The sequence below is a fragment of the Streptomyces sp. NPDC054783 genome (assembly GCF_053611725.1).
The window spans coordinates 181,060-196,922 of the sequence record NZ_JBSHAY010000005.1 but is presented as its reverse complement, the minus strand read 5'-3'; the positions used below and the strand labels follow the sequence as shown (position 1 = coordinate 196,922).

Genomic DNA, 15,863 nt, shown 5'->3' with positions numbered 1-15,863 from the left:
TTCCTCGGCGCCGGTCGTTCAGCGTCGGCGGCCGATGCGGGATGCGACTCGGGTGAGCCGGAACCAGTAGAAGCCGTGGCCTTGCAGGGTCAGCAGGTAGGGAAGTTCACCGATGGCGGGGAAGCGCACTCCGCCGATCAGCTCCACCGGGTGCCGGCCGTCGTAGGCCCGCAGGTCGAGTTCGGTGGGCTGCGCGAAGCGGGAGAAGTTGTTGACGCACAGCACGAGGTCGTCGCCGTACTCGCGCAAGAACGCCAGGACCGCCGGGTTGGAGGACTGCAGTTCCGTGAACGAGCCGAGTCCGAAGGCGGGGTTCTGCTTGCGGATCTCGATCATGCGGCGGGTCCAGTGCAGCAGCGACGACGGCGAGGACATCGAGGCCTCGACGTTGGTGACCTGGTAGCCGTAGACCGGGTCCATGATCGTCGGCAGGTACAGGCGTCCGGGATCGGAGGTCGAGAAGCCGGCGTTGCGGTCGGGGGTCCACTGCATCGGGGTGCGCACGGCGTCGCGGTCGCCGAGCCAGATGTTGTCGCCCATGCCGATCTCGTCGCCGTAGTACAGGATCGGTGAGCCGGGCAGCGCGAGCAGCAGGGCGGTGAACAGTTCGATCTGGTTGCGGTCGTTGTCGAGCAGGGGCGCGAGCCGCCTCCTGATGCCGATGTTGGCGCGCATCCGTGGGTCCTTGGCGTATTCGGCCCACATGTAGTCGCGCTCTTCGTCGGTGACCATCTCCAGGGTCAGCTCGTCGTGGTTGCGCAGGAAGACGCCCCACTGGCAGCCGGTGGGGATCGCGGGGGTCTTGGCGAGGATCTCGGAGACGGGGTAGCGGGACTCGCGGCGTACGGCCATGAAGATGCGCGGCATGACGGGGAAGTGGAACGCCATGTGGCACTCGTCGCCGCCGGAGGCGTAGTTGCCGAAGTAGTCGACGACGTCCTCGGGCCACTGGTTGGCCTCCGCCAGCAGCACGGTGTCCGGGTACATCGCGTCGATCTCGCGGCGCACCCGCCTGAGGAACTCGTGGGTCGCCGGCAGGTTCTCGCAGTTGGTGCCCTCCTCGGCGTAGAGATAGGGGACGGCGTCGAGCCGGTAGCCGTCGATCCCGAGGTCCAGCCAGAACCTGAGCGCCGCCAGGATCTCCTCCTGCACGGCCGGGTTCTCGTAGTTGAGGTCCGGCTGGTGCGAGAAGAAGCGGTGGAAGTAGTACTGGCCGCGCACCGGGTCGAAGGTCCAGTTGGAGGCCTCGGTGTCGACGAAGATGATCCGGGCGTCCTCGTACTGCTTGTCGTCGTCGGCCCACATGTAGTAGTCCCCGTAGGGGCCGTCGGGGTTCTTGCGGGACTCCTGGAACCACGGGTGCTGGTCGCTGGTGTGGTTCATGACGAAGTCGATGATCACGCGCATGCCGCGCTGGTGGGCGGCGTCCACGAACTCCACGAAGTCGGCCAGGTCACCGAACTCGGGCAGCACGGCGGTGTAGTCGGAGACGTCGTAACCGCCGTCCCTGAGCGGCGACTTGAAGAAGGGCGGCAGCCACAGACAGTCGACCCCCAGCCACTGCAGATAGTCGAGCTTGGCGGTCAGACCCCTCAGGTCGCCGATGCCGTCGCCGTTGCTGTCCTGGAAGGAGCGGACCAGGACCTCGTAGAAGACGGCCCGCTTGAACCACTCCGGATCCCGGTCCTTGGCCGGCGTGTCCTCGAAGGTGTCGTGTACGGGTTCGTTGACGGTCATGAGGCTGCGGGCCCTCCGTTCTGGGGCGTCGATCGCCCGACGTGGAGCACGTGCGCCGGCGCGCTGCCGGGCGTCAGGCGCACGTAGTTGGTCCTGCCCCAGTGGTACGTCTCACCCGTCAGTTCGTCGTGCACGGACAGGGCGGAGTTCCAGTCCAGGCCGAGTTGCGGCATGTCCAACGAGACCGTTGCCTCCTGGGTGTGGTGCGGGTCGAGATTGACGACCACGATGACCGTGTCCGCGTCCGTGCTCTTGCTGTAGGCGAGCACGGCATCGTTGTCGGTCTGATGGAAGCGGAGATTCCGCAGGCGCTGTAGCGCGGGGTGCTGCCGTCGGATGGTGTTGAGGCGGGTGATGAGGGGCGCGATGGTCCGGCCCGCGCGCGCCGCCCCCTCCCAGTCCCGCCTTCTGAGCTGGTACTTCTCCGAGTCGAGGTACTCCTCGCCGCCCTCCCTGAGCGGGGTGTTCTCGCACAGCTCGTAGCCGCTGTAGATGCCCCAGGCGGGGGAGAGGGTCGCGGCGAGCACGGCCCGCACCTCGAAGGCGGGGCGTCCGCCGTGCTGGAGGTAGGCGTGCAGGATGTCCGGGGTGTTGGCGAAGAGGTTCGGCCGCATGTAGGCCGCTGCCTCACCCGCCAACTCGCCGGCGTACTCGGTGAGTTCCTGCTTGCTGTTGCGCCAGGTGAAATAGGTGTAGGACTGCTGGAAGCCGATCTGGGCGAGGGTGTGCATCATCGCCGGCCGGGTGAACGCCTCGGCCAGGAAGACCACGTCCGGGTCCTTGCGGTTGACCTCGGCGATGACCCGCTCCCAGAAGACGACCGGCTTGGTGTGCGGGTTGTCGACCCGGAAGATGCGCACCCCGTGGCCCATCCAGTGCCGCAGAACGCGCACCGTCTCCGCGACCAGTCCGTCCATGTCCGCGTCGAAGGCGACCGGGTAGATGTCCTGGTACTTCTTCGGCGGGTTCTCCGCGTAGGCGATCGTGCCGTCGGGGCGATGACGGAACCACTCCGGATGCTTGTGCACCCACGGATGGTCGGGCGAGCACTGCAGCGCGAAGTCCAGCGCGACCTCGAGGCCCAGCTTCTGCGCCTCGCCCACGAAGTGGTCGAAGTCCTCGATCGTGCCGAGGTCGGGATGGACGGCGTCGTGCCCGCCCTCGGGAGAGCCGATCGCCCACGGCACGCCCACGTCCTCCGGCCCGGCGGTGAGCGTGTTGTTGGGCCCCTTGCGGAAGGTCGTACCGATGGGGTGGACGGGCGGCAGATAGACGACGTCGAATCCCATGTCCGCGATCGGCTTCAGCCGGCGCGCGGCCGTACGGAAGGTGCCGTGCGGCTGTTCTGCCGTGCCCTCGGAACGCGGGAAGAACTCGTACCAGGAGCCGTACAGCGCCCGCTCCCGCTCGACCAGCAGCGGCATCGGGTCGGAGGCGGTGACCAGCTCGCGCAACGGATAGCGCGTCAGCAGCGCGTCCACCTCCGGCGCCAGGGCCGACTCCAGGCGCTCGTGCACCGGCAGGGCGTCGTCGCCCAGGGCCTGTGCGGCGGCGAGGACAACGTTTCGCTCCGGACCCTTCGGCACTCCGGCGGCCGCGCGCTCGTACAGCTCGGCGCCCTCCTCCAGCACCAGCCCGACGTCGATCCCGGTCGGCACCTTGACCGAGGCGGTGTGCCGCCACGTCGCCAGCGGATGGCTCCACGCCTCCACCCGGAAGGTCCAGCGGCCCGTCACGTCCGGGGTGACGTCCGCACCCCACAGGTCACTGCCGGGGGACAGCTCCCGCATCGGCGTCCACGGGCCACGGCGGCCCTTCGGATCGCGCAGGACCACATTGGCGCCCACGGCGTCGTGCCCTTCACGGAACACGGTGGCAGTGACCTGGAAGGTCTCACCGGCCACCGCTTTCGCCGGGCGCCTGCCGCACTCCACGGCCGGCCGGACGTCACGTACCGGGACGCGGCCGATGGCCGGGGTCCTGCGCATGTATCTCACCTCCGCCGTGCGCGAAGCCGGGCACCCGGCCCGGCTTCGCGATCCGAGAGGGGCCGACTCACGCCGGCCCCGGGGGGAACGCCTTGTACGGTGCCAGGTCAGGGGCTTGGCGTCGTGGAACGCCGCTCCGGTGGCGGCGCTCTTCTGGCCGATCGACGCGGCCGCGGCCGTCCGTCCTGCTCGCGCAGGTAGGTGACCAGATTGGTGCGCAGATAGCGTTCGGCGGCGTCCGCGGCCTCGCGGGCGCAGCGTTTGCCCATCAGTACGCACAGCGTGTAGCCCGAGTCCTCGAAGGTGGCCCGGACCGTGCGGTCGTGGGGCGAGGCGAGCATCACGCGCTCCCACGCCCGGTAACGCCGCAACGCCCGGGCCACTTCGGCCTTGGCGGGTAGCAGCATTGCCCTCTTCACCTTCCACGCTCTCGACTGGGCGCGTTCCCGACGGTCGGGTGGTGTCCGCGCGCGGAAGGGCACGGCACCGTTACGGCGATCGAGGCTTTCACTTATGGTGCACGGACGACGACGCAGCGTCTTGTTGGATCTTCAACGACGGAACGTGTCGGACCCTCGTGTTGCACGAATGGCGTAGCGCCGTCACCGTGGAGGTGACTCAGAAGCGATCAGCGCTCACGCTATGTGTCCGGGATCCCTCCCGGACGGGCATCCGGGATCTCTCCCGGACGGGCGAGGGGAGCGAGAGCTTCGCCGGTGAGGAGCAAGCGACGATGAAGACCGCAGTGCCCTGCTACTACCACCTCGATGTGGAAGTCAGCCCGGAACGGGTGGGTCAGGTCAGCCGCATCCTGGCCGCCCACCTCCGCTACTGGGACCTCGAGAACCTCGCGGACCCCGTCTGCCGCGGCGCCGAACTGCTGCTGCGGGCGATCGACCAGCACGCCTCCGACAAGCACACGTCGATCGAGATGTGGTGGAACGGACAGCACCTCATCACCGCCTTCGGCGACGACGACCCGGACCTGCGCCCCGACCAGGACCTGCGGTCCTGCCTGGCGGACATCGCCGCCATGAGCGACGGCTGGGGCTGCTGCGCCTCGGAGACCGGCAGCAAGATCATCTGGTTCTCGCAGCGGGCCCGCGCCGGTCAGCGCGTCCCGCTGGTGCCGACCGCCCCCGAGCCGACGCTGCAGCAGGGGCTGCAGGTGCCGCGCGAGGAGCGGGTCGTGGTGCTGGCCGCGCCGGCGGGCGCCATGGACGACGCGCTGGGCGCGCTGGCACCCGTGCCGACCGCCGCGCCGGCTGCCGGTCCGGATGATGTGGTGGTCGTGCCGGCCGCCGATCCGGACGAGGCGACCGCTGTGCCGGCCACCGGCCTGTACGACGCCCTGGAGGGCAGCCGGTGACCGCCCGCAGGACCAGGAAAGGGCTGCCCGTGTGGAGTGGGCAGCCCTACCCGTTGGGTGCCGCCTTCGACGGACAGGGCACCAACTTCGCCCTGTTCAGCGAGGTGGCCGAGCGGGTAGAGCTGATCCTCGTCGACGATGCCGGCAAGCAGACCCCCGTCCGGCTGCACGAGGTCGACGGATTCGTCTGGCACGCCTACCTGCCCGGCATCGCGCCGGGCCAACGCTACGGCTACCGGCTGTACGGCCCCTGGCAGCCCTCGCTCGGCCACCGGTGCAATCCGGCGAAGCTGCTGCTCGACCCGTACGCCCGCGCCGTGGACGGCCGGATCGACAACCACGCCTCGCTGTACGAGCGCGCCCCGGACGGCCCCGCTCCCGCCGACAGCGCCGGGCACACCATGCTGGGCGTGGTCACCGACCCGTACTTCGACTGGGGCGACGACCGTCCGCCCCGGACGCCGTACGCGGACTCGGTGATCTACGAGGCCCATGTGAGCGGCCTGACCCGAAGCCACCCCGACGTCCCCGAGCGCTTGCGCGGCACCTACGCGGGGCTCGCCCATCCCGCCGTCGTCGAGCACCTGACCTCGCTCGGCGTGACCGCGGTGGAACTGATGCCCGTGCACCAGTTCGTGCAGGACGGCGTGCTCCAGGACCGCGGCCTGTCCAACTACTGGGGCTACAACACCATCGGCTTCTTCGCCCCGCACAACGCCTACGCCGCCTTCGGCACCCTCGGCCAGCAGGTCAACGAGTTCAAGGCCATGGTGAAGGCGCTGCACGCGGCCGGCCTCGAAGTGATCCTCGACGTGGTCTACAACCACACCGCCGAGGGCAACGAGATGGGCCCCACGCTGTCCTTCCGCGGCATCGACAACGCGTCCTACTACCGCCTGGTCGACGGCGACTGGGCGCACTACTACGACACCACCGGCACCGGAAACAGCCTGCTGATGCGGCACCCCTACGTACTCCAGCTGATCATGGACTCGCTGCGGTACTGGGTCACCGAGATGCACGTCGACGGCTTCCGCTTCGACCTCGCGGCCACGCTGGCCCGGCAGTTCCACGAGGTGGACCGGCTCTCGGCGTTCTTCGACCTGATCCAGCAGGACCCGGTGATCAGCCGCGTCAAGCTCATCGCCGAGCCCTGGGACGTGGGGGAGGGAGGCTACCAGGTCGGCAACTTCCCGCCGCTGTGGTCGGAGTGGAACGGCAGGTACCGGGACGCCGTACGGGACTTCTGGCGGGCCGAGCCCGGCTCGCTCGGCGAGTTCGCCTCCCGGCTGACCGGCTCCTCCGACCTGTACCAGCACAGCAGGCGCCGACCGCGCGCGAGCGTCAACTTCGTCACCGCGCACGACGGTTTCACCTTGCGCGACCTGGTGTCGTACAACGACAAGCACAACGAGGCCAACGGCGAGGACAACCGGGACGGCGAGAGCCACAACCGGTCCTGGAACTGCGGCGTGGAGGGCGCCACCAAGGACCCGGCCGTCCTCGAACTGCGCGCCCGGCAGCAGCGCAACCTGCTGGCCACGCTGCTGCTCTCGCAGGGCATCCCGATGCTCTGCCACGGCGACGAACTCGGCCGCACCCAGCAGGGCAACAACAACGCCTACTGCCAGGACAATGAGATCTCCTGGATCGACTGGGAGCTGACGGACGAGCAGCAGGCCCTCGCGGAGTTCACCCGGCACCTGATCGCCCTGCGCGCCGGGCACCCCGTGCTACGGCGGCGCCGCTTCTTCCGCGGCGAGACCGCGACCAACGCCAGGCAGCCGCTGCCCGACCTGATGTGGCTCAGGCCCGACGCCCGTGAGATGACCGCCCGGGACTGGCAACGCGGGGACGCGCACTCGGTGGGGGTGTTCCTCAACGGTGACGCCATCGCCGAACGCGACGCCCAGGGGCGCCGGATGGTCGACGACTCCTTTCTGCTGCTCGTCAACGGCTACTGGGAACCGGTCGACTTCCGCCTGCCCGACGGCACCTTCGGCGAGCGCTGGACGACCCTGATCGACACCGCCGACCCGGACGGCATGCCCGACGAACGCGAACGCAAGGCCGGCACGAGGCTTCGCGCGGAGGCCCGCAGTCTCGTTCTGCTGTCGCGCCCGTCACGGGTGGCGCGCATGGCGCACTGAGCGGCTGTCCGCGGGAGACGGCCCGCTCAGCGCACCCGGCGTGAATTCACGGTGAACTGGGCCCCGTCGGCGTCGCGGAGGATCGCCTCGTCCTCGTCCTCGCTCAGCACGCTGCCGCCGTGCTTCTCCGCTGCCCGGGCGCAGCCCGGGACGTCCGCGACGGCGAAGTGGATCTGCCAGTGCGGCCGGACGGAGGGATCCGGCGCCGACTCCACCGCGCCCGAGTCGATGCGCGCCACGATGTCGCCCTGGCTGCGCAGCACCACCTCACCGGCCTCGTACTCCACCTCGCAGCAGCCCGGCAGCCCGGACGCCCAGCCGAGGATCTCGCCGTAGAACATCGCGGCGTCGAAGGCGTCGCGGGTGTGCAGCCGGATGGACGTGGGTGCCGCCCGCCGCCATGCCTCCCAGTTGGCGACCAGCTCCCCCTGCCAGATGCCGAAGGTGGCCCCGTCCCGGTCGGCGAGCAGTGCGGCGCGGCCCGGCGGGAAGGACAGCGGTCCGACGGCCGCCGTACCGCCGCGCTCGCGGACCCGGGACACCGCCACATCGGCGTCCGGCACGGCGAAGTACGGCGTCCAGGCCACGGCCATCTGCCACATGGCCGCGACGGCGGCGATCCCGGCCACCGGCACCCCGTCCGCCAGCGCGATACGGAAGTGCTCGCCGAGTTTCGCGCCGCGCCAGCGCCAGCCCAGGACGGCCGAGTAGAAGTCCTGGGTGGCCGCGAGGTCACGGCTGGTCAGACTCACCCAGCACGGGGCGCCGAAGACGGAGTGCGTGGAGACGACGTCTCGTCTGCGCGGTCCACCACTGACGGGGGCGTTGTGGTTCATGTCAGTCGCGTCCTGCTCTCGGGGCCGGGCGGCCACCGCTCTCGCACCAGTGTCCAACCGGAAGGGGGCGGATGCCTGCCGAGTACCCCCGGTGGCATCGGTGCAGGCCGGCGAGCACGATGGGGGCATGGGAGCGAACGAGCCCGACCGGATCTCCGAGCTGCAGGCCGAGGTGGACCAGATGAAGGAGGCCGTGGTCTCCCACGCGGTCGTCGACCAGGCGATAGGGATGGTGGTGGCCCTGGGCAGGGTGACCCCGGACGAGGGCTGGGAGGTGCTGCGGGAGGTCTCCCAGCACACCAACATCAAGCTGCGCAACATCGCGGAGCTGATCCTCATCTGGGGCCGCCGCGGCGACATTCCCCCCGACGTCCGCGCGGAGCTGGAGGACGCCTTGGACCGGTACGGTCCCACTCAGGTGCCCGGGACCCTGGAGGAGTGAGTTCCGGGGGCGTGCCGGCCGTACGGCGGGCCGGCGTGAATCACTGGGCCTCGGCGAGCAGTTCCTCGCGCAGCCGGTCGAAGCAGCTGCTGAGCAGCCGGGAGACGTGCATCTGCGAGATGCCCAGCTGCTGGGCGATCCGGCTCTGGGTCATCCCGCGGAAGAACCGCAGGTAGAGGATGATGCGCTCGCGTTCCGGCAGCGCCTCGAGACAGGGCCTGACGGCGGTCCGGTCGATCACCAGGTCGTATCCGGGGTCGGGTCCGCCCAGGGAGTCACCGAGGGCGTAGCCGTCGGTGCCGGCCACCTCGGCGTCCAGGGACAGTGCGGAGAAGCACTCGAGGGCCTCCATGCCGGTGCGGACCTCGTCCTCGGTGAGCCGTGTGTGGGCGGCGATCTCCGCCACGGTGGGCGGGCGCCCCGAGGTGCTCTGGGCCAGTTCCTTGCCGGCGGAGCGGACCCGGTTGCGCAGGTCCTGCACCCGGCGCGGCACGTGCAGGGTCCACATGTGGTCGCGGAAGTGGCGCTTGATCTCGCCGGTGATGGTGGGCACGGCGTACGCCTCGAAGGCACGGCCACGTCCGGGGTCGTAGTGGTCGACGGCCTTTACCAGGCCGAGGGCGGCCACCTGGTACAGGTCCTCCAGGGTCTCCCCACGGCCGCGGAACCGCACGGCGATCCGCTCGGCCATGGGCAGCCACAACTGGACCAGTTCATCACGCAGCGCCCGCCGCTCGGGGCCGTCGGGCAGCTTCGCGAGCCGCTCGAAGGAGTCCGCCGTGTCGGGGGCGTCGTCGTGGGGATGGGAGGTGGTGCTGCCGGTGACACGCATGGTGCGCACCTCTCTCAGCAGGTGCTGGATGTACAGACACCGTGGGAGGCGCGCTCGGACCGGGAAAATGGAAAGCGGGGCGTCCGGCTGTGTGCCGACTCCCACGGACGTGCCTCCGGTCCGAAGCACTGCCCTTCGCTTTCCCCGTCCCGGACATCACAAAACAATTAAGTACAAATGGGATGCAAGGTCGGACTGGCCTTGACCTCCCCTTGGCGGGAAGTATCTCTGTCACAGAGGTAATCTTCTGGCGTGGAACCCGAGACGGTGCCGCGAGCGGCAACGGAGTCCGAGACCCTTTCGGAGGAGCTGGCGGACGCGCTGGTGCGCATCCAGCGGCTGGTCCGACGGCGGCTGCGCGACGGGCTGAGCGAGCCCCGGCTGCGCGGTGCAGAGGTGGAGCTGCTCCGGCTGGTCGAGTCCCGGCCCGGCATCGGCATCTCGGACGCGGCGAGGACGCTGCACCTGGCCGGCAACTCCGTGTCGACCCTGGTCAACCAGCTGGTCCGGGCCGGATATCTGCTCCGCGAGACCGACCCCGCCGACCGGCGCGCGGCCCGGCTGCAGCTGACCGCGGCCGCCGGGAAACGGCTCGGCGACTGGAAGTGGCGCCGGGCCGAACTGGTCGGCCGGCACGTTTCCCGCCTCGACGACACCGACCGAGAGGCCCTGCGCGCCGCCCTGCCGGCGCTGCGCAGGCTGGCGGCCGGCCTGCACGAGGAGACCGAGGAAGCATGACGGAGGCCGACGATCACGACGGAGGTCCGCAGGCCATGACGAGGGACACCGCAGCAACCCCCGCAGACGCCGCCGGCACCACGGACAGCCTCGGCGATGCAGCGAGCACCACGGCCGGCACCCGCGCCCCCGTGGAGACTGCCGGCAACCCGGGCGCCTCCGTGGACACCGCCGACGCTGCCGGGGTCTCCGTGAGTGCCGCCGACGCTGCCGGGGCCTCCCTGGGTGCCGCCGACGCTCCCGGGGCCTCCGTGAGTGCCGCCGGTACCCCTGACAACGTCAGGGACACTGCCGGCAGCCCGTGCTTCTCCGCGGACGCCGTCGACAGCCCTGATGCCTCGGCGGCAGCCGCCGGTGCACCCGCCGAGGCGGTTGGTGGCGGCGTGGCCTCGGGCGCGTCCGCTGAGGCTTTCGATGCGCCTGCCGCAGCCGCTGGTTCCGCCGGAATCATGGGCGCGTTGCCCGAATTCGCCGAGGGTGTCGACGCGCCCGCCGAGGCGGTTGGTGGCGGCGTGGCCCCAGGCGCGTCCAGCGGGGCTCTCGGTGAGTCCGCCGCGGGCGTCGGTTGCGCGGGAGCCGTGGGTCGGTTCGCCGAGTCCGCCGAGGGGGCCGACGCACCCGCTCAGGGCATCGGTACCGACATGCCCCCCGGCACCTCCGCTGAGGCTTCCGGTGCCCCCGCCGCAGCCGCGCGCTCCGCCGGAACCGTCGGTGCGGACCCCGGATCCGCCGACTCCGGCGATGCAGCCGTCGAAGCCGCGTGCCCCGCGGCCGCCGCCGCCCCCGTCGTCGACGCCGTCAGCTGTACCCGGCTCGTCTACGCCTTCGGCGACACCCGTGCCGTCGACGGACTCGACCTGGTCGTCCGGGAGGGGGAGGTGTTCGGGCTGCTCGGGCCCAACGGTGCCGGGAAGACCACCGCGATCCGGTGCATCACCACCTTGCTGCCCGTCCCCGCCGGCCTGGTGGGTGTCTTCGGGCACGACGCGGCCAGGGAACGGATGGCGGTGCGCCGGCTGCTCGGCTACGTCCCGCAGCAGCTGTCCGCCGACAGCGGGCTCACCGGACGGGAGAACGTCGCCCTGTTCGCCCGTGTCTTCGACGTGCCCCGCCGCGAGCGCGCCGAACGGGTCGCCCAGGCGCTGGCCGCCGTCGGTCTCACGGACGCCGCCGACCGGCTCGCCGGCACCTACTCCGGCGGCATGGTCCGCCGCCTGGAGCTGGCGCAGGCGCTGGTCAGCGCGCCCCGTCTGCTGATCCTCGACGAGCCGACCATCGGGCTCGACCCGATCGCCCGCACCGGCGTCTGGGAGCACATCAACGCCGTCCGCGCCGCCACCGGCATGACGGTCCTGGTCACCACCCACTACATGGACGAGGCCGACCAGTACTGCGACCGGGTCGGCCTGATGCACCGCGGCCGCATCCGCGCCCTCGGCACCCCGGCCGAGCTGCGCCGCGGCCTCGCCGAACGCCAGGGCACCGACACCCTGCCCACGCTGGAGGACGTCTTCCGCGACGTCGCCGGCAGCGGCCTCGACGCCCACTCCGGAGGAGGTTTCCGCGATGTCCGCAGCACCCGCCGCACCGCGCGCCGAGTCGGCTGACCGCACCCCCGGCAGCGGCACCGCCCTGCTGCTCAGCCCGCCGGTGCCACGCGCCGGCTGGCGGCTGCTGCCCGCCCGGGTCGTCGCCATGTGCGCCGTCGAGCTGCAGAAGCTGCGGCACGACCGCACCGAGCTGTACACCCGCGCGGTCCAGCCCGCCCTGTGGCTGCTGATCTTCGGCCAGACCTTCACCCGGATACGGGCGATACCCACCGGCGGCATCCCGTACATCGACTTCATGGCGCCCGGCATCATCGCCCAGTCGGCGATGTTCATCGCGATCTTCTATGGCATCCAGATCATCTGGGAACGCGACGCGGGCATCCTGAACAAGCTCCTCGTCACCCCGACCCCGCGCTCGGCACTGATCACCGGCAAGGCGTTCGCCGCCGGGGTGAAGTCGCTGATCCAGGCGATCGTCGTGATCGTCATCGCCGCCGTGCTCGGCGTGGCCCTCACCTGGAACCCGCTGAAGCTGCTCGGCGTCGCCGTCGCCGTCGTACTCGCCTCCGCGTTCTTCTCCTGTCTGTCGATGACCATCGCCGGCATCGTGCTCAGCCGCGACCGGCTGATGGGCTTCGGGCAGGCCATCACCATGCCGCTGTTCTTCGGCTCCAACGCCCTGTACCCCGTCTCGGTGATGCCGGGCTGGCTCCAGGCCGTGAGCAAGGTGAACCCGCTGAGCTACCAGGTCGACGCCCTGCGCGGCCTGCTCCTCGGCACGCCCGCCCACCTCGGCACCGACTTCGCCGTCCTGGCGGTGGCCGCCGCCCTCGGCATCGCCGCGGCCTCCTCACTGCTCGGCCGCCTGGCCCGATGATCTTGCCTGTGGACGTGATGTGTGGCACGCACCCGTACCCCCTCCGAAGCCGCCGTGCGGGGATTCTTCCTGGGCAGCGCTTGATCAGCGATCAAAGCGGGCGAACCCGCTGGCCACAGCGCATTCCGCTCATTTGACAGTGCGCTCAGCGCACAGATAGACAGCAGCTCTCGGAGGTCGAGAGGGGCACTGTGTACGAGCCGAACGTGGTCGGGGACTGGCAGGAGTACGACGAGCATGCCGGTCTGCGGGTCCGCGTCCACCGTCTGGAGGCCGCGGAGCCTCCGCGCGGACGCGACGACGCCGCCGTCGGGCTGACGTACTTCACCGTCCGGGTGACGGTCGAGAACCGCGGCGCACAGCCCTACAGCATCCACCTGGAGGACGGCCAGATCGACGTCCGCGTCGGCCCCGACGGGGAGGGCGCGTTCATCGACTGGCGCAACTCCCAGTTCATCGAGGGCTTCGACGTCTACCCGCTGCGCCGGGCCACCGTCGTGCTCTACGCCGCCGCCCCCGAGGCCGCCCTGACCCACGTGGACGTGCAGGTGCAGCTGCGGGTGGAGGACGAGTGGGCCGACCGCCGGCTGTGGACCGGCGGCATCGGCGTACTGGAGGCGACCACGGCGGCCGCCCCCGCGTCCGCCGGGCAGCACAGCCTCGCCCACCAGGTCAGCGCCTTCCTGAAGGACCAGACGGAGCCCGGCACCGCCTGACACGGGCGACCGGGCCCGCCGCAGGTCCGAGACGGAGCCGTCGTACGACCCCCGGGCCGGACCGTGCCGTCAGTACGGCCGGTGTGGTCAGTGCGGTCAGTGCGGGATGCCGTCGATGATCTCCCGCGCGCCCTGCCGCAGCAGCGCCACCGCGACCGAGGTGCCGAGCGTGGCAGGGTCGAGCCGGCCCGCCCACTCGTGGGCGTTCAGCCGTGTCTTGCCGTCCGGGGTGAAGACACAGGCACGCAGGGACAGTTCCCCGCCGCGGTCCACGCGCGCGTACCCGGCGATGGGGCTGTTGCAGTGGCCCTGGAGCACGTGCAGGAACATCCGCTCGGCGGTCGCCTCGCGATGCGTGTCCGGGTCACCGAGTCCGCTCACGGCGTCGATCAGATCGGTGTCGTCCTCCCGGCACTGCAGCGCGAGGATGCCCGCACCGATCGGCGGCATCATCTCGTCCGGCGACAGCACCTCGCTGATCACGTCCGTCCGGCCGATCCGCTCCAGACCGGACACGGCGAGCAGCAGCGCGTCCGCGTCCCCGGCGGCCAGCTTCTCCAGCCGGCGATTGGCGTTGCCGCGGAACGGCACGCATTCCAGGTGCGGGTGCGTGGCGGACAGCTGGGCCACCCGGCGCACCGCGGAGGTGCCGATCCGGGTACCGGCCGGCAGTTCGTCCAGGGTGAGCCCGCCCGGGTGAACCAGCGCGTCCCGGATGTCGTCCCGCTTCAGGAAGGCGGCGAACACCGTCCCGGCGGGCAGCGGCCGGTCTGCGGGCACGTCCTTGACGCAGTGCACCGCGAGATCGGCCTCCCCGGCCAGCAGGGCCGCGTCGACCTCCTTGGTGAACGCCCCCTTGCCCTCGACCTTGGACAGATCGCCGAGCCACTTGTCGCCGGTGGTCTTCACCGGCACCACCTCGGTGCGCACACCGGGGTGAAGTACGGCCAACTCGGCGCGCACCCGCTCGACTTGAGCCAGGGCCATGGGGGAGTCGCGGGAGACGATTCGGATCAATTCCGGGACGGACATGGGGACACGATAGACCCTTTGGCCCGACGCCCGGTCGGGGCCCACTGGGGAAGTCGGTGCGCCACCGGGAGTTGGAGTCCCGGCCCATGGGCGGATCGACCGTGGGCCGGTGATCCGGACCGGCTCGGCGGGGTCGGCCACCCGCTCGGCCTCCACGATCTCGTGCAGGAACGGGTCGAACACCACGGTCTCCCCGAACGGCGCCATTCCGGGCCCCGCGAAGAACGCCGGATACTTCTCCCCGCTGACCTTGGGGTGCCGTCCAGTGATCGTGCCCGGGCGGCTGGGAGGAGAGCGGCAGCGCGTCGGCGTGTCTCCTCAGCCGAAGCCCACCGGCAGGTCCGCCGCGGAGTCCTCCGGGGTGAGGTCCGGTCGGAGTCGCAGCCAGGACGGCTGGCGCAGGAGGCCGGCCCGGGTGCGGGTGCTGTAGCTGACCTCGCCGACCAGCCGGGGCAGCACCCAGCGGGCGCCCGGGACACGCGGCACCGGATCGAAGGGGCACCGTTCGCTCGCCGTGTCCCGCAGCAGCGCGGCCAGCTCCCTCCGCTCGGCCTCGCTCCAGCCGGTGCCCACCCCGCCGACGTACCGCAGCCGGCCGATGGCGTCGCGCTGACCGACCAGCACCGCGCCGGGCAGTCCGCTCAGCCGCCCCTTGCCGGGCAGCCAGCCGCCGACGATCACGTCCTCGGCGCGCATGTTCCGGATCTTGATCCATGCGCGCGAGCGCACCCCGGGCTCGTACACCGAATCCAGCCGCTTGCACACCAGACCCTCCAGGCCGTGCTCCCGGGTCGCCGCGAGGGCCTCGGCGCCGTGTCCGGTCACCGCACCCGGAGTCGACCAGTACGGTCCGGCCAGGCCCAGTTCGGTCAGCCGGGCCCGCCGCCGTACGTACGGTTGCCGCAGCTGGGAATCCTCGCAGTACGGCACGTCGAACAGCACCAGGTGCACCGGCACCTGGGCGGCCCGGCGTGCGGCCCGCGCGGGGGCGTGTGCCAGGCCCATGCGGCTCTGCAGCAACTGGAAGTCGGCCCGGCCCTGTTCGTCGAGGGCCAGCACCTCGCCGTCCAGTACCGCAGGTGTGGGCCCCAGCGCGCCCCCGAGCGGCCGCAGTTCCGGATAGGCCGCGGTGATGTCCTCGCCCGAGCGGGCACGCAGCAGCAGGCTGCCGTCGCCGGGCAGATAGACCATGACCCGCTGGCCGTCCTGCTTGGTCTCGTACGCCCACCTCTGGTCCTGGGCGGCGGGCGGCAGGGCTCCGGGAGTGGCGAGCATCGGCACGATGAGCGGCAGGGGTACGACGGTCACGGCTGAAGACCTCGACCACTCCCGGCCCCCTCACGCGCCTTCGGCCACCGGTTCCCCTGAACGGGCCCGCACCGCCTGGCAGCTCGAAGCACGCTGCCCGACAGCGGACATCGCCGGACCGGACGGTTGCGGCAGAACACCGCGGGGCGGCGTGTGCCGACGCTGCGAGTGCCGACTCGGCCGGGGGATGCCCGGCCCCGGGCCGGCCCGGCGCCCCGACCGGTCGCCGGGCAAAGGGAGCCGTGGCCGGGGGAGTGTGGCCGTACGGTCTGCTCCGCGGCCGCATGC

General features: G+C 71.1%; 14 protein-coding genes. 7 read left to right on the top strand and 7 right to left on the bottom strand.

The window, feature by feature from the left end:
* Nucleotides 1-18: 18 nt before the first annotated feature.
* The 3 genes from treS to ACWGJ5_RS12630 all read right to left on the bottom strand — a co-directional run bounded on the left by treS (nt 19) and on the right by ACWGJ5_RS12630 (nt 4,132).
* Nucleotides 19-1,737 (bottom strand): maltose alpha-D-glucosyltransferase, encoded by a 1,719-nt coding sequence (gene treS, locus ACWGJ5_RS12640; RefSeq protein WP_453309722.1) that lies wholly within the window; start codon nt 1,735-1,737, stop codon nt 19-21.
* On the bottom strand, nt 1,734-3,725 hold the full coding sequence (locus tag ACWGJ5_RS12635; protein ID WP_453309721.1) for an alpha-1,4-glucan--maltose-1-phosphate maltosyltransferase: 1,992 nt from the start codon (nt 3,723-3,725) through the stop codon (nt 1,734-1,736). The genes treS and ACWGJ5_RS12635 overlap by 4 nt, the downstream gene beginning before the upstream one ends.
* 107 nt (nt 3,726-3,832) lie before the next feature.
* Entirely contained in the window at nt 3,833-4,132 is a 300-nt protein-coding gene (locus ACWGJ5_RS12630) for a DUF5133 domain-containing protein (RefSeq protein WP_453309720.1), read from the bottom strand.
* Nucleotides 4,133-4,458: 326 nt separating this feature from the next.
* Between ACWGJ5_RS12630 and ACWGJ5_RS12625 the strand changes: the two genes are divergently transcribed.
* Together ACWGJ5_RS12625 and glgX are read left to right on the top strand one after the other, a co-directional pair.
* Entirely contained in the window at nt 4,459-5,094 is a 636-nt protein-coding gene (locus tag ACWGJ5_RS12625; protein ID WP_453309719.1) for a pep a2, read from the top strand.
* Complete coding sequence (gene glgX / locus ACWGJ5_RS12620) at nt 5,091-7,244, top strand: glycogen debranching protein GlgX (protein ID WP_453309718.1); 2,154 nt, start codon at nt 5,091-5,093, stop codon at nt 7,242-7,244. Before ACWGJ5_RS12625 ends, glgX begins: the two co-directional genes overlap by 4 nt.
* 26 nt (nt 7,245-7,270) lie before the next feature.
* On the opposite strand, the gene ACWGJ5_RS12615 is transcribed toward glgX, so the two are convergent.
* Nucleotides 7,271-8,080: a VOC family protein gene (locus ACWGJ5_RS12615; RefSeq protein ID WP_453309717.1), complete on the bottom strand. Its 810-nt coding sequence runs from the start codon at nt 8,078-8,080 to the stop codon at nt 7,271-7,273.
* 127 nt (nt 8,081-8,207) lie between these two features.
* On the opposite strand from ACWGJ5_RS12615, the gene ACWGJ5_RS12610 reads away from it, so the two are divergent.
* Entirely contained in the window at nt 8,208-8,522 is a 315-nt protein-coding gene (locus ACWGJ5_RS12610; RefSeq protein ID WP_453309716.1) for an ANTAR domain-containing protein, read from the top strand.
* Between the two features lie 40 nt (nt 8,523-8,562).
* Here ACWGJ5_RS12610 and ACWGJ5_RS12605 read toward each other — a convergent pair whose 3' ends face one another.
* Nucleotides 8,563-9,354, bottom strand: coding sequence for an RNA polymerase sigma factor SigF (locus ACWGJ5_RS12605; protein ID WP_453309715.1), 792 nt, complete (start codon nt 9,352-9,354; stop codon nt 8,563-8,565).
* Nucleotides 9,355-9,606: 252 nt separating this feature from the next.
* Between ACWGJ5_RS12605 and ACWGJ5_RS12600 the strand changes: the two genes are divergently transcribed.
* The 4 genes from ACWGJ5_RS12600 to ACWGJ5_RS12585 all read left to right on the top strand — a co-directional run bounded on the left by ACWGJ5_RS12600 (nt 9,607) and on the right by ACWGJ5_RS12585 (nt 13,235).
* Nucleotides 9,607-10,092, top strand: a complete 486-nt coding sequence (locus ACWGJ5_RS12600) for a MarR family winged helix-turn-helix transcriptional regulator (RefSeq protein ID WP_453309714.1) — start codon at nt 9,607-9,609, stop codon at nt 10,090-10,092.
* A gap of 641 nt (nt 10,093-10,733) precedes the next feature.
* Entirely contained in the window at nt 10,734-11,699 is a 966-nt protein-coding gene (locus ACWGJ5_RS12595; RefSeq protein ID WP_453309859.1) for an ATP-binding cassette domain-containing protein, read from the top strand.
* Nucleotides 11,659-12,519: an ABC transporter permease gene (locus ACWGJ5_RS12590; protein WP_453309713.1), complete on the top strand. Its 861-nt coding sequence runs from the start codon at nt 11,659-11,661 to the stop codon at nt 12,517-12,519. The genes ACWGJ5_RS12595 and ACWGJ5_RS12590 overlap by 41 nt, the downstream gene beginning before the upstream one ends.
* A 191-nt stretch (nt 12,520-12,710) precedes the next feature.
* Nucleotides 12,711-13,235, top strand: coding sequence for a hypothetical protein (locus ACWGJ5_RS12585; RefSeq protein ID WP_453309712.1), 525 nt, complete (start codon nt 12,711-12,713; stop codon nt 13,233-13,235).
* Between the two features lie 96 nt (nt 13,236-13,331).
* Here the strand turns inward: ACWGJ5_RS12585 and hemC are convergent, their stop codons facing one another.
* Both hemC and ACWGJ5_RS12575 read right to left on the bottom strand, forming a co-directional pair.
* Entirely contained in the window at nt 13,332-14,267 is a 936-nt protein-coding gene (gene hemC / locus ACWGJ5_RS12580; protein ID WP_453309711.1) for a hydroxymethylbilane synthase, read from the bottom strand.
* Between the two features lie 318 nt (nt 14,268-14,585).
* Nucleotides 14,586-15,542: an ATP-dependent DNA ligase gene (locus tag ACWGJ5_RS12575; protein WP_453309858.1), complete on the bottom strand. Its 957-nt coding sequence runs from the start codon at nt 15,540-15,542 to the stop codon at nt 14,586-14,588.
* Nucleotides 15,543-15,863: the final 321 nt, after the last annotated feature.